Raw genomic sequence first — 15,587 nt, 5'->3', positions numbered from 1 at the left:
ATCCCAGTGTTTGAAATATGACCGGGATGCCTTGAATTGTCTAGATCTAGGGCATCTGGGACGAAGCCCTAGACCCCTAAAAGTGTCCTTGTCTGGTGTGAAACAAGAACTATATAATATGTTGCGAAGAACACTCTTCGCCATTTTTATGGCAGGACAAGCCTGTTTCCTGGTATGTCCCTATTAGCAAGGTACACCCTCGTTTTATACATTGGTGGGTGACCCTTGTTAAATCTTTGAGATGAAGATGTGGTCCACACCAAGGACCACATCTTCGTTACCTATTTGATTGATAATGTGTTGTGAAAGGTCAAATAGGGTGGAACCAAAAGTACTTCTAATTATTTAAGAGGGAGCTGTCTAGCTTTGATCTTAACCTTAAAGGTCTTGGATCCGCTAAATGCAGGAATTCCTCTCTCGGTATCGCCTTCAGGATTGCCTTCAATTGTAACTGTCATTGTTCCCTTGTTAACATTGTCAGCTGTTCCGGCAATGAAGAAGTCCTCACCATATACAAGAGTCTTCTTGTCCTTACCAACCTTAATTGTAACTGTGATATTCTTCATATCTTCATCGGTAAGTTCGATAGCCTGTCCTGTATATTCCTTATAGAAGCCCTTCGCTACCTTAACTGTTGCCTTTGAGAAATCAGCAGCGACAGTAACAGGTCTTTCAATTGTCTCGCCTGTTACAGCTGTTGAATCCTTAGCAACTGCCTTAACAAGGATCTCCATACCTGCTGTAAGCTTGGTATTTGTGAGATCTGCACCAGTACTAGCATCTTTTACTGATACTGTGTACTTGTTAGCAGGAATAATGTTATCATGGTGATCAACTACTGTTACCTTAACCTGCTTGCCCTTGTTTCCAGCCTTTAATGTAACTGCCTGGAGCCATGTCTCGCTAAGGTCAAGTGCGTTAATCTTGAAGGTTGCAACATTCTTAAGTGTTCCTTTGAAGTTGCCTTTACCCTTGATAGATACAGAAGCAGTTCCAGCCTTCTTATTATCCTTGTAAGATACTGCGAAGTCCTTGCCGATCCAGAGTCCATACTCGTTGTCGCCGTTTGCCCAAACAATATCTACCCAAGGAGTTGCACCCTTTGCGAACCATTCGATCTCAAAATCCTTCTCCTGGCTGCCAACAAGTACCTTGAAGTTGGTAGTATCAAGAGCAGCTGCCTGGATCTTGAAGGTCTTCTTAACTGCTGTAGGCTGACCCTTTGAATCCTTTACACCAAGAACTGCGAATGTAGCTGTTCCGGCATTTCTGTTGTTCTCGCAGGTCCATGCTGCAGGAATTGTATTTCCTTCTGCATCGAAGTAGTTCCAAGCGTCCCTATCAAATGTATAAGTCTTTGCTGTTTCTCCCTTGAGACCAAATTCTACGGTTGCAGGGAACTGCTCTTCGTTGTTAAAGGTGTATGTAGCCTTAGGAAGCTTAAGTGTTGCGCCCTTAACTACAGGAGCTTCAACATCATCAGGATAAGGATTAACGATCTTAAACTTAGCTGATGTTGCCTTGCCGGCATAGTTTCCTTTACCCTTGATAATAATCTCAGCTTCACCTACCTTGGTGTTATTCTTGTAAGATACTGAATACTCTGTACCAGGGTTGAGGTAATAGTCACTATCACGCTCAAGGTCAAGTACGCTGAAATCTGTAGGCTTGATAGGAGAACCTGTGTAATTGTATTCATCTCTGTAAAGAGTGATTACAATACCCTTACCACCGGAGATATCCTCTACCTCAATCTCTTCTCCAGTCTGCTCATCTCTTACTTCTTTCTGTTCTGGTGCTGTATAGGTCTTTTCATCATATTCGAATGATGCATTCCAGCTCCATACGAGACCATTCTTCTCAGCGGTTACTGTCTTTGAGAAGGACTCTGTGTGAGGATTCTCGGCGTCTACCTTACATGTAAGTGTAAGAGCTACTGTCTTCTTCTCAACATCGCCTTCTACATCTGTCCACTTCCACTCTGGTGTCCATACGTGGTCGTGAGGAATTACTTCGTTGCCTTCTGCATCGAGATACTTAGTATCCGTTGCTGAAATCTCAGTGCCTTTGCTCTTGAAGGAAGCGGCTGCTACATACTTGGTGAGTTCACCCTCTGTAGTAACTGTCATCTTAGCTACAGGTACTGTGATCTCTTTTGTTCTTCCATCAGTTGATGTAAATACAACCTTAGCAGAAGCAAATGTCTTGCCATCAGATGCCTTAGTCCATGTCCATGTAGGTGTGCCTGATACTTCAAAGAGTTTATCTTCTTCTACAGTATCATCATCTGCTACTACGTAATCAACATCACCAAATGTAAAGATACCATCTTTTACATCTTCGTCAGTATGGGATACCTTTGAACCATCTTCACGGAAGAGATAATCTTTTCCGTCGATTGTAACAACACCAGTCTTAAGATATCCATCTTCTCCGATGAAGTATGTCTTATCATCAAGTACTCTTGTTGTATTAGATGGCTTCTTGATCCAAGTATTAGAATCAACAAGAATCAGTTTCTCTGCATCGCCATCCTTTACCTTAATGATACCCTTTGTTACTCTTTCTTTACCTTTATAGAAATGGGCAACATTTAGTACCGTCTTCATACCTTCTTCAAGAACTTCGCCATCTTCCATATAGCGAGTCTTAGTTCCATCAACATACTCACCATTTACATAAAGATCAATAGGTCCATATGAGCTCGAGCCAGCTATGATATAAATCTTAGCTGCACCAACCTTACCTTTAATCTTACCAATACGGAAATTATCTATTCTCTGAGCTGCATTTCCGCCTACTCCAAGAACAAATAATTTCTTTCCACTCCAAGGAGCAGTAGCTGTTGTATCAAGGTAAAGCACTTCTGCATCTGTAGTCTTTCCGTATGTAGTAGGTGTATCAGTCTGGCCAACGGAAGCTATATCATAGAAGCCAGCCTTATCAGCTTTGATACTGATCTTTTCTGCAGACGAAGAAGGATCAACAAAGAGTTCATACTCTTCCCAGTTAGTGCCATCATGCGTTGTTCTGGTATTAGCAGCGGCAATGTCAGTCTCTGTACCGTATGCATTCTTAGCACCGACTTTCTCATCTGTAAGTCTTATTACTTCAGGAATTCCTTCTACCTTCTTAATACTTAAACTCTTGAAATATGGATATAAGCTAATTCCTGTTTTTAATTCTGCCAATGTTGCCTCAACAGTTCCGGTATAATCTGCTTCGGTCTGCTTGATTGCTGCTGCGGTAGCACCCCAACCAAGGAATTCCTGATCAAGGTCATCACTAATCCATTTAACTGAATAATCAGAAAGTGAAACACTGTACTTATCAGCTGCTTTCTTAGTCGCATCATATACTACAGGAACAAATGCAACTTTACCTACGGCAAACTTGTTATCATCTACCTGTGTGCCTTCATATACTTCAAACAAAGTATTTTCTGCTTTGTTATCTGGAGTCGTAGTATTACTTATATCAATGTTTCCTGCAGCTGGTCCATACAGCTGTATTGTTCTGTATGTTACAGCATCAAGTGTTCTGACATATGTCTTTCCACTAATTACAGCCGTAATTGTCACTTTAGCAATACCATCAACATTATTAATTTTGAATGTCTTTTCTACTGCAGAAACATCTGTTTTAGCAATAGTGACATATGTTGTACCTGCAGGAGCTGTAGGGAAAGTAACCGTGCAAGATGTAACTGAACTAGCCTGAATTTCAGCGCCAGCTTCATCTGTAAATGTAATATCAATAGTATTTCCTGTCGTATTATCTACCCACAGTTTAAGAGGTTCACCCTCTGCTACAGTTGTGGCAACAGGAGTCTTATTTGCAGTTGCTCCATAATTTGGAGTCACCTTAACACCAATGTTAACTTTTGCTTTTGTGACTGTAACATTAAATGTAACCACTTTCTTAATATTATTTGTACTAATCATTGTCATGGTTACATCTGTAGAACCTACTGCCTTTGCAGTAATACCCAGGCTTTGATTATCAGCATTCAATACTACAGTGGCTATAGTATCATCAGAATAAGTAAAGGTTACTGTCTGACCAGCCAAAGTGGTATTTGCAAGGTCCTCATCACTTGTTCCCTTTTTAATAGTTTTCAGTGGTTTGTTCGTTGTCTGGAAGTTCTCAAGGGTAACATCTTCAGCTTCAATCTGCCAAATTTCAGAATCGGTTACATTGATCTGAGAGATAGTTGCCTCATAAGATATCCCTTCAGCCTCGGTATACGTGAGTTTTGCTGAAAGACTTGAACTTGTCTTCTTAACACCATTGATAGTAGCATTAGCAAAAACACCCTCGTCATCAGCACCAAGGAAATTCTTTCCACTCGTAGCATCTGTGGCAACAAGTTTAAGCTTAGATGTATCCTTGATAGTTTCTAATGTAGCACCATAAGGCGCAGTAGTTCCTGTACAAAGCGTTTCTAAATCAAGCGGATAATATCCAGCTATCACAGATACGCTTCCCTCTTTCGCAATATTAAGAGGATTTGCTACAGCAGCTTCAGTCGTGGTATTAACTGCCAAAATGTTACCAGCTGATGCATAAAGTACATTTCCAGTTGTAGATGAATACTTGTATGCCCATACAGCTGTAAGAGTAGAAGTTGCTGTTGTAGTGAAGTCACTTCCTATCAAATGATAAGTATTTCCCTCATCCTTCCATCCTGCAAGTGTTCTCTTAGGATTAACACCACTAAATACCTCTGCTCCTGGAAGCTTAAATGTTGTTCCAAGAGGAACGTTAAGGTAAGTCGTTCCGCTAACATTGGTTCCTGTCAAAACATCACTACGTGTATATCCCAAATCCCATGAAAGAACAGGATAGAGATAATCGGCTGATCCACTCGTATCATTAGTAGTTACTGCAAAATTATATCTTGCAAGTTTCTGAGAAACATTCACATTAAGAGCCTTACCTGTTGGAAGATTTACATCATAACCATTAACCTTGCCTTCAGCATCAAGTGTAAGTGCTTCTGCTGCTGCTGTTTTTGACTTAGCAGTTATTGTGAACTCTCCACTATTTCCAGAAACAGTGAAATATTTCTCAAATCCAACTGCGCCTTCTAAGCTAGTCCAAGTAATATCTGATGCAGGAACAGCTTCAATATCACCATCTTCAATAGCGTTTGCAATGTCATCTTCATTAGCAAGATCATAAGTTGTAAAATGTGCACTTCCTGCATTTGTAAGCGCATGATAAACATCAAATTTTATAGTTCCATTATTAATTCCACCTGATAGTGTTTCTATATTCATTGTTACAGGTGATGTTGTTCCAGAATATACAGTGGTCTTTGTTCCATTCACTGTTACCGTAGGAATAGCATAATAACCATAGTCAGTTGCTACTACCTCTAAAGTGTCTGTTATAGTTCTGGTTGTTCCATCAACAAATTTTACTTCAGCGGATACATCTATATTCTGTGCTTTCTTTGCAGCAGCAATTGTTGCTGCATCAGCAGTAACTTCATTAATGGTATCTGCGTTAAGTGTATACTCTGCAGAAGAAGCAAGAATATTCATCGCAGGAGTAGTAGTAAACTTAATAGCAGAAGTCGCAGCTACAGGAGACGTTCCTGATGCAAGTGATGCATTGACTGCGGCTGCAGTCTTTGTTGCTGCAATATGTCCCATCGGAGTAAATACAGCACTATCTGCAACTCCCGTTCCATTAACTCTTATCTTCTTTTCGCCATACAGTGTTCCTGTTACAGCAAAATCATAAGTTTCGTAGAAATCACGAACAGGCTTCACTGTAATCGGTAATGAAGCTTTAAATACAACGTTCGCAGGGAATTTAGTTGTCGCACCACTCACACTATCAGTCACGTTGTATTCAACACTAAGAACATCGGAGTCACTACTTGCAGATCCTCCATTGTACTTAGTAGGAGTTATAACATTGTTAGTAAGAGTTGCGACCTGCTTATCAAGGTCTGCAGGAACAGTAGTCTTTGCTAAACTATACTTAACCACATCTGTTGAATCAGTAGATGAAGCCGGGCTTGTATATACTGGAGTCGTTCCATCCTTAGCAAGCCAAATAGCACTAACTGTACGGAAGTCATCATCAGATGACCCCGCTAAAGCTCTGATAGTCGCTGCACTTCCATCGCCAGCCCACATTGTAAGACCTGATGAAATATCAGTGCCATCAGCATCTACAAACTTGATGCTATAATAATCCTTGCCTTCAATAGCTTCACGTGTTGTAGTTGCATAAACATATATACTGTTTCCGCCAGCGCCAGCAAGTTCTTTAAGTTCTACAGAAGAAAATGCAAATGGAACAGCAGAAACCTTCCATGCAGCAGTTCCGGCTGTAACCAAAGTATCCATAGCAGCCTGAGTAGCTGTATTACCTGCGGTACCGTAATATATTCCTGTAACTTTAGCACCATTATTTGCTGTTACATTCAAGGTGTTGTTTACAGATACATCTATGGTAGTCTTATCCCCATCATCAAGGATCTCTCCACCAATTGTTACTGTCGCATCACTATTTGCAACTTTATAAATAGTAAGAGCTGCTTTATCCTTCGCTTTTAACGTTATCGGTCCTTCACTAACACCGGCAACCTTATAGGTATAAAGCTTTGTAGTCTTATCAAATTTAACTAATGATACAGCAGCATCAATAATATTAGGCGCAGTTCCTGCCTTAGCAGTCATCTCATCAATAAGATAACCATCACCTACTAATGCAGTAAAATAATAATCCTCATTCTTAATCGCATAATCAGCCGCTGTGGTAGTAGGTGCCACATTAGTCTTCAAATCTGTGATTGTTACGTTTGCAGATGATGCTGCGTCTAATCTGACGCCAATTTTATTAGTTACTTCCTCTGCATCGATGACAATCCTTGCGTATCCTGAAATATCCTCTACTGTGTAAACATTGTCCGTCCCAGTCAGCTTTGCATCTTCATGTGTAACCTTTGTTCCATCTGCCGTATATTTTGTCAGATACACGCCCTTAAGAGTGTATCCTTCTTTGGGATATACAGAGAACTGAATACTAGATTCAGAATTGACTGTATCTGTTGTTCCAGCTCCGGAATTAGCAGTTACATCAATTGCAGTAGTATTAGCTGCTCCATTTTTCTTTACGTACTTAACAACAACCGAATTCTTTAACGCTGCGGTTTTTGTTTTAAATGTTACCTGTTCTTGAGTTACAGCTGTAAGTACAACATTATTAGCGGCGGAATTAGGAAGCTTCCAAACAGATCCAGTACTATCCCAAGTAGCATCTGCTGGATCTGCAGTTCCTAAAGCATACTTTACAGAACCAGTTGCTTGGGCAAGTGTTCTGTCGGGGGTACCACCACCCGGTAAAACTTCAGCATTAGCAGGAGCTCCATATCCCTTTGCTACAACTCCAATTTTGTCATTTCCACTTGCTGCTACTTTCCCGATCTCTTTCGCATTAAAATTAGCAGCTTCAATCTTCTGGCTATCTATCGCATTTCCAGAACCATCAGTGAAAGACCAGTCAACAAAATTTGTGTCTTTAGCTGATAGAATATATGAAGCAGTTTTTGCGGTTTTAACAAGAACTATAGCAGCAAACTTAGTTCCTTCAGACTTCTCAGTTTCAATATAAGCATTTTTTGTAGCAGTCGCTGTTAATCCAAACTTGTGACCATTGGCAACATATTGATGCTTATCTGCAGTCGCATTAGCAACATCCGCATTCCAGTCTGATGTTAATGTTGTTGCCAACGCAGTTTCTCCAGACAAATCTTTTTTTACTAACGCCAATTTGGGAGTATAGGTAAAATCATCCCAATCATCGATGGCATTTCCGATAAGGATATAATCTGTAGTATTATCTCCATAAGGTAATCCGTAAGTAATCTGTGGAGAACTCATTCCTATAGCCTGGCTGTATGTTTGATATGTCTCGGAACCAGCAACATTTATATCATCATATACGAATATAGGTAATGAGAATTTAACTGCACCATCAGAAGCCGCTGCAGTAACAGTTAAAGCCACTTCTCCGGTTGCAGCTGATGGTTTATTGTAATATTTCTCATAATTTGAAAGGTAACTCTTCTTAATGGTCACCATTTTCGCATTATTCCAATAAAACTTTGTCGCTGCTAATGCACTTTGAGCAACCAAATTTCCCGAATCACCAGTGATGTCATACTCTTCAAGGACATCGCTTACTGTATAATCGCTACTAGAAATTGGAACAAGCGTTCCATTATTATCATAAGTACCAGTAATTGTGACAGGCGCATCCTTTAATGCTTTTCCAACTTCCGGAACAACATAAAATACAAAATCCTGATCACTAGTAATATTACCAGTAACTAATTCCGTAGGTGTTCCGTTTGCGCATGTATACAGCTTTACATCTGATTGCGCATTAGTAACTGTAAGATTTACTCCTGCAATTGATTCAAACTCGGCGTCTTCCTCGTTCTCCTCTTCAAAAGAGATTTCATCTTCAACAATACTTTCTTCAGCATCAAAATTAGACCCTAATTCTTCATCTTCATCATCAAGAACAAGGATCTCTTCCTCTTCTTCAGGCAAGTCGCCACCACCGCCATCATAGGCGAGTGAAGGAATACCTGAAGTCAGTGCCACTGTAGCTGACAGCGTAAAGCTCATCAGCCTACCAAATAGCTTACTTCTCATATTTAGTTTCTCCTTTCATACTATTATTGCCCATTTCTAGGCAATACACATTATCTTATTCGCCCGTTAATTATCCTGCATCCGTCCCATTATAAAATGCAAAATAATACGTCCCATACGAGCGTCTACAAATTTATTGTCGACCCTGAAATGATTAATTGCTATTAACAAAAAATAATAAAAAAATAAACCATTTATAAACTTACATAATAAAAAAAGTACAAACCCACGCCATAACTGGATTTATACTGAAACAGAGCATTTATAAAAATTAAATAAAATACAAAAAAATGGGGTCAAAAATACTAAATTTTGATAATCAAAAGAACTATTTTTTAAGAAAATTTAATAAACGCCTTATACTGCGCTATATCCAGTCTAATATATGAGTCCTTTTAAACTGGTTAGTATGCCCCTATATCAGCGATTTACATCTTACATATAGAACATCATTGAGAGCTTTCATAAAATCAAGATCTGCACTCACAGTTCCACTTTCAAAGAAATATCTCCAATCCTCAAATATGTTTGCTGCCTTAGTAAAATCATCCAACAGTTCTGTTTCACCATACTCAGATTCACTAATACCTTTTGCATTTCGTATTTCTGCCATCATACTTGCGGTTATTATATTCTTTTCTACTTCATCAAGCATCCCAAATAAAGCATCCAGCTTATGTATCTTCTTTATTTGCTTTCCTTCATACACAATTAGAGCTTTAAGGTACAACTCTGCCGCAAATGCCTGCATTACTATCCCAGGAATATACATACGTCCAAGGATTTCTAATCCTGAATTAGCATCTTTCATTTGTGATAAACCTGCTTGACCAACAACATTCAACGTTTTAGATGCATCTAAGAAAACATTCGCTCCTGTAAAGAACTCTACTGCTGTTTTTCCCATATGAGTACCTCCCTACACGTATCCTTCTAATCCATGCTTTTTAAAAACTTCACTATTTGTATGTTGCAAACCACATACTGTGCAACCATAATCCATGTGAGCACCTGTTGCACCATCTATAAGCCTCACAACATCAGGATGTCCACAATCTCTAGGATTCTTAACAAACGTCTGCCCATCAAATTCTTCTTGATCCATTTTTCTCATATTTTTCCACGCTTCCTACTTCATCCTCTTATTTCAACTACTGCCACCAATAATCATGACGGCATCCCCGCAATAGCTATACCACACCTAAAAAACTGTTGTCTCCCATCCAAAAGCTACAAGCCACTTCTTCCGGCCAATCCATATAATGACCGCAAATAATCATTTTATACGCTATGATATAATTCTTCTCTATATAATATCAGAGATATCAAGGAGGGAACAATGGATAATTACGACAAGATTGTAGACAAGTATTTGGATTTCTGTTCAAGCCAGAAAAGGCTTAACTTGAAAACTATCAAAGCCTACTCAACTGATCTCAAGCAATTTGGCAACAACATATCTTCTGTAGAACTAAAAGAGCTATCTGCCGAGGTACTTGAAGATTATTTAAGAAGCCTTCACCGCCAATACAAACCCAGAAGCGTAAAAAGAAAAATAGCATCTATAAAAGCATTCTTTCACTATTTAGAGAGTCATAACATCATTACCGCAAATCCCTGGACGCATGTTCAAAGCAAGTTTCGTGAGCCATCAACGCTCCCACGTATAATCCCGTTAGATACCATAGAATTAATGCTTACCCTTATTTATGAGCAGATTAATGATGGAAAAACAGCCTATCGAAGACGCAACGCCATAAGAGATGCTGCCATTTGTGAATTACTTTTTGCCACAGGTTTACGAATTTTTGAACTCTGTAATCTTGTTCCGGATGATGTGAATTTATCAGAAGATACAGTATTCATCAATGGGAAAGGAGCAAAAGAACGCATATTGCAGATAGGAAACAATCAAGTACATGATGCACTTGTAAACTACAAAAAAGCCTATGATAAGGAGATCAGCCTTTGCCATCACTTGTTTGTGAATCAACAAGGTCGGCCTCTTTCAGACCAATCTGTACGCAGAATGCTTAACCACTACACAAATCTCGCAGGAATCAAGCAGCATATTACTCCACATATGTGGCGCCACACCTTTGCCACATCGCTCCTTGATGCTGATGTTGATATACGCTATATTCAGGAAATGCTCGGGCACAGCTCAATTCGTACTACTGAAATCTATACCCATGTTTCTATGTCCAAGCAAAAGGACATATTGTGCAACAAGCACCCCAGGAACAGTTTTTCTATTCGCCCGGACATACAGCATTAGTTGACAATGCCACATATAACAGGCAAAAAGCGGATTGAACATATTTCCAATCCGCTTTTAATATTATAGTTTTATAGATATTCCGCCTGTAATTCATCAATAATCTCAAAAGGAAAGAACTCAGCACAGCCATCAGGTATTTTCTCTAGCACCGTAACAATCTCACGAATCAATGCAATGGCTTCTGTGCTATGCCCTTTTTCATTCATACCATGTCTTACTCCCCAAATCTGATCATATATTTCTACTTGGGAGATAATAAGATTAAGATCTGCACTGAAATTGAATTCGTTATCTTCGTTTGCCTCTCCATAAAATGATATGATGTGGTTCAATCTTCGAATAATAGCATCTGCACTAATATCAAGCTGCACATATACCCTGATATTATCTTCAACACCGCCCTGATCCAAATCAAAATCCTTCTTATAGCATATAGACTTATCAATTAGCCATGGTTCATTTGATGATTCTTGTAACATCCGGACAGGATTCTTGAATTATCCGGACATGTAATCTTTTATTATCCGGACAAGCATTCTTGAAACATGCGGACAACTGTTCCTGAAATATTCGGACAGCCATTCCTGAATCATCCGGACAAATGACATCTCAGATTGATCTTCTTAGAATGTAATTAATTACATTCTAAGGAGGGTATGAAATGAGGTGTCTTGATACTATGAAAGTTACTGAAGTCCTTCGCCTGAGGGAAATGGCTCTTAATCTACGTGATATTGCACTTGCTGTAGATTGTTCCAAAACTACCGTTGGCGAAATTCTCAACAGATGCAAGAACTGTGGGCTCACTTATGAAGAAGCTGTAAAGCTTTCTCCTGAGCGAATCAATGAGCTGATATATCCAGACTCTTTTGGTCGTAAGCAATCCAAAGATGAACCAGATTGGGAAGCCATATACAAGCGCCTTATGTCCAGCAGAAGGATCAACCTTTTCTACATCTGGGAACAGGAATACCGCAAGGATAATCCTGATGGTTACAGCTACAGTTACTTCTGCGCCAAGTTCAATACCTGGAAAGAAGATACCGGTAAAGAAGTGGTACTTCCACAGGAGCGCGAGCCTGGCAAGGAACTGTTTGTCGATTGGATGGGCGATACTCTTCCCTGCGTTGTTGATTATGAAACCGGTGTTGTTCATGAGGCTCATTTCTTCGTTGCTACGCTTGGAGACAGTTCATATCCTTTTGTTGAAGCATTTCCTAACGAGACGCAGATCAACTGGAATCAGGCCCATATAGACGCCATTGAGTGGTATGGAGGCCTTCCAAAGATACTTGTGCCCGATAACTGTAAAACAGCTGTTGTACATACTAACCTGTATAATCCTGAGCTTAACCATGCTTACAGAGATCTGGCCCGTCATTATCAGGTTGCTATAATCCCTGCAAGGGTCAAAAAACCAAGAGATAAACCCACAGTTGAATCAGGCGTGGGCTGGCTTGAAACATGGCTTCTTGAATGGCTTAAGGATAAGATATACCACAGTTTCGAAGCTCTTAATACTGACATAAAGGATCGTGTGCTTGAGCTTGCTGAAAGACCATTCAAGCATCGCCCAGGTTCTAGGAGCAGCAACTTTATAGCCCTTGACAAGCCTGCACTTAGGCCACTGCCCAAAGATCCTTTTGAGTATTACGAGACGCTGCCAGTAAAGACAGTACCGAATAACTATCATGTTTATTATGACGGCTTTTACTATTCAGTGCCCTATACTCTTTACAAGGACTCTGTTACTATACATGCCTATGCCAAGAAGATAGAGGTCTTCAACGCCATGGGCGAAAGGGTTGCAATACATGTCAGGAAGTTCTCTGGAAGACGCTATGCAACCGAGATAAGCCATATGCCTGCGAACCATCGTGCTATCAGAGAGTTTAATCAGTATGACGGGACTCATTACCGCTACAGGGCATCAAGCATAGGTCAGAATGCATACCGCTTTGTAGATACACTCCTTAAGTCGGCTGACTTTGAGGAACAGGCATATAAATCCTGCATGGCTGTAGTAAATTTCAGCAAGCAGTACGGTAACACCAGAGTTGATAGCGCTTGTAAAAGAGCACTTGAACTTAACTCTGTTACATATACAACACTCAAGAACATCCTGAAAAACAATCAGGATAAGAAGCCCGTAAACGCTGATCAATCCGATGCGGATACTCCAACTCCAAACCATGAAAATCTCCGTGTCGGAGAATGGGAATAGGAGGTGATGCATCATGAACTACCAGACAGCGGAACAGTTAACAGCAATGAAGCTGAATGCCATGAGACTTGAGTACGCCAGGCAGGATGAACTTCCTGCTTCGCAGGCTCTTTCCTTTGACGACAGGCTGGGAATGATTGTGACAGCCCAGTTCAATGCAAGAAATAAAGCCAAGACAAATCGGCTTATACGACTTGCTCATTTAAGGGAACCTACTGCATGTCTTGAAAACCTGGATTATGAACCTATACGAAAGCTCAAGAAAGCAGATGTCGCAAGACTATCAGACTGCCAATGGGTCACAAGCGGTAACAACCTCATCATTACAGGTGCAACTGGTGTAGGCAAAACATATCTGCTCTCAGCTTTTGGCAGAGAGGCTTGTACTAGAGGACATACTGTAAGATGTTACAGAGTCCCAAGGCTACTTACAGATCTGAATATCGCCCGAGGCGATGGTTCATACAACAAGCTGATGCAGGATTTGGTCAAACCTAATCTTTTGCTGCTTGATGATTTTGGCATGAAACAGCTGGACCTTGCCATGACGCAGGACTTCCTTGAGGTCATTGAGGAAAGATACCACAGACATAAGTCTGTAGCCATCTCAGCACAGTTACCTGTTAAGAATTGGGTTTCAGTTTTCAAGGATCAAACGATTGCAGATGCGGTCCTTGACCGCATAGTGCGCAATGCGTATAGGTTTGACCTAAAAGGTCCTTCCCGCCGTCCGACTATAGAACATATGCCGGCTGACGCCGGAGATGACAATAAGACGGCAAGCGAGTAATATAAAAAAGTAGATGTCATCTTGTCCACTTGATACAGGAATCTTGTCCGGATATTAACAGAACCATTGTCCGGATAATTGCGGAACTAGCGTCCGAGTATTACAAGATGCTTGTACCAAATAGACAAGAATCATCAGTTCATTTATATATATTGGGCTTTTGTCTTTTGGAATTGGGTATGGATCAATGTTGTGATGGTGCATAATACTAAGTCCTCTTTGGGAACATCCATTGTTTTCATCAATATTATCACATACATTAATCAAGACACAATAGTATATGACATTAAAATCCATTTAAAGATTAGCGAAAGATTTTGAATGATAATTGGAGATTATCATTAAAAAACAGGGTCAGATATGGAAAAGTCATGCTTTGTAATAATGGGATACGGAATAAAAAATGGTATCAATCTTGATACTACATACGAAGAAATCATAAAACCATGCATCAATACGAATCACCTTGTACCCTTTAGACTGTATGATGAAGACAGGTTTAATGCATTCCGTTGTGATGAAATATCAGGTTCTACATCTATAGATTTCAAATTTGTAACTTGTCTTAATGGTGCTGATATTGTAATTGCCGATATAAGTACAATGAATGTTAATGCCATCTATGAACTAGGTGCACGTCATGCATTGAAACCAAGATCTACTATTTTGCTATGTTCTAAAGATAAAGAAAAAGAGTTCAAATTCTTTGATTTAACCTATGTTCCGATTATTTTTTATAATCATCAAGGATTACATATCGATGCCTGTGAAATAAAAAGAGTTCAAAATGATCTAAATAAGTTTATTGACTTTGCTGTAAATTCTGACACTGATATGCCAGACAATCCTATTTCTAGGGCACTTAACGAAAGAAACATATATAAAGAAATCATTCCTGATAAGTCATTATATGCCATTTACAAACAGGGTAAAGAATTTTTGGATAATAACGAGTATGAATCTGCACTTGATATGTTTAATAGTTTAGTGGAACTGGAAGAATCTGTAGAAAATATTCTTCTTTATGCACTTGCAAAGTATAAAATTGCAGAACATGATAATAGTGAAAAAAGCTTAATAGACATATTGAACTATTTAAAGGAAAGGATAGATATTGATAATTCTACCTCGGAAGAAATATACGGTAGAGTTGCCGCTATCTGTCTCAGATTATTTAATATATCTGGGGACAAAATCTATTACTATGAAGCCCTTAAGTATTATATGAAGGGGGCTGGATTTTGCAAAAAAAATTTGTATTGCCCAAGAAATTATTGTGCATTACTGTTAAGAATATGTGAAGTCACAGATGATATCAATATTATAAATGAATACTATTACACTGCTAAACATCATGCCAAAATTTATGTTCATATGCCATTGGAAGTAAGTACTCTCAGTTTTGAAGAGAGAATTTATTACCGATACAATAAAATCGACTTAGATGCGATCATTAATGATGGCTACACTGATTATGATAATATAATTTCTCAAATATCAACAAATGTCGAGATATCTCTCTTACAGAAAGACACTCTTCTGCAGGGTATCAAGAGTCTGAATGGAAGTCTTATTAGAATATGCAATGTTGTAAGATGAAATAAACAGTGT

At 39.4% G+C, this 15,587-nt stretch carries 8 protein-coding genes; 4 read left to right on the top strand and 4 right to left on the bottom strand.

Features of this window, described 5'->3' with window-relative positions; genetic code table 11:
• Nucleotides 1–341: 341 nt before the first annotated feature.
• From WAA20_RS06335 to WAA20_RS06325, 3 genes are all read right to left on the bottom strand, one after another.
• Nucleotides 342–8,681: a hypothetical protein gene (locus tag WAA20_RS06335; protein WP_073384740.1), complete on the bottom strand. Its 8,340-nt coding sequence runs from the start codon at nucleotides 8,679–8,681 to the stop codon at nucleotides 342–344.
• Between the two features lie 415 nt (nucleotides 8,682–9,096).
• Complete coding sequence (locus tag WAA20_RS06330) at nucleotides 9,097–9,588, bottom strand: HEPN domain-containing protein (protein ID WP_073384742.1); 492 nt, start codon at nucleotides 9,586–9,588, stop codon at nucleotides 9,097–9,099.
• Between the two features lie 12 nt (nucleotides 9,589–9,600).
• Nucleotides 9,601–9,795, bottom strand: coding sequence for a hypothetical protein (locus tag WAA20_RS06325; protein ID WP_073384744.1), 195 nt, complete (start codon nucleotides 9,793–9,795; stop codon nucleotides 9,601–9,603).
• 225 nt (nucleotides 9,796–10,020) lie between these two features.
• Here WAA20_RS06325 and WAA20_RS06320 point away from each other — a divergent pair, with 225 nt between their 5' ends.
• Nucleotides 10,021–10,959, top strand: a complete 939-nt coding sequence (locus WAA20_RS06320; protein ID WP_073384746.1) for a tyrosine-type recombinase/integrase — start codon at nucleotides 10,021–10,023, stop codon at nucleotides 10,957–10,959.
• A gap of 71 nt (nucleotides 10,960–11,030) precedes the next feature.
• On the opposite strand, the gene WAA20_RS06315 is transcribed toward WAA20_RS06320, so the two are convergent.
• Nucleotides 11,031–11,441, bottom strand: coding sequence for a hypothetical protein (locus tag WAA20_RS06315; RefSeq protein WP_139263569.1), 411 nt, complete (start codon nucleotides 11,439–11,441; stop codon nucleotides 11,031–11,033).
• Nucleotides 11,442–11,623: 182 nt separating this feature from the next.
• Between WAA20_RS06315 and istA the strand changes: the two genes are divergently transcribed.
• The 3 genes from istA (at nucleotide 11,624) to WAA20_RS06300 (ending at nucleotide 15,575) form a co-directional block, all read left to right on the top strand.
• A complete protein-coding gene (istA, locus tag WAA20_RS06310; protein WP_073384748.1) occupies nucleotides 11,624–13,186 on the top strand; it encodes an IS21 family transposase in 1,563 nt (520 codons plus the stop codon).
• A gap of 13 nt (nucleotides 13,187–13,199) precedes the next feature.
• A complete protein-coding gene (gene istB, locus WAA20_RS06305) occupies nucleotides 13,200–13,976 on the top strand; it encodes an IS21-like element helper ATPase IstB (RefSeq protein ID WP_081373615.1) in 777 nt (258 codons plus the stop codon).
• A gap of 360 nt (nucleotides 13,977–14,336) precedes the next feature.
• On the top strand, nucleotides 14,337–15,575 hold the full coding sequence (locus tag WAA20_RS06300) for a hypothetical protein (RefSeq protein ID WP_073384752.1): 1,239 nt from the start codon (nucleotides 14,337–14,339) through the stop codon (nucleotides 15,573–15,575).
• Nucleotides 15,576–15,587: the final 12 nt, after the last annotated feature.

Source organism: Butyrivibrio fibrisolvens, from assembly GCF_037113525.1.
Classification (GTDB): domain Bacteria; phylum Bacillota; class Clostridia; order Lachnospirales; family Lachnospiraceae; genus Butyrivibrio; species Butyrivibrio fibrisolvens.
Note: the sequence above shows the minus strand (reverse complement) of the source record. Positions and strands in the feature narration are given on the sequence as shown.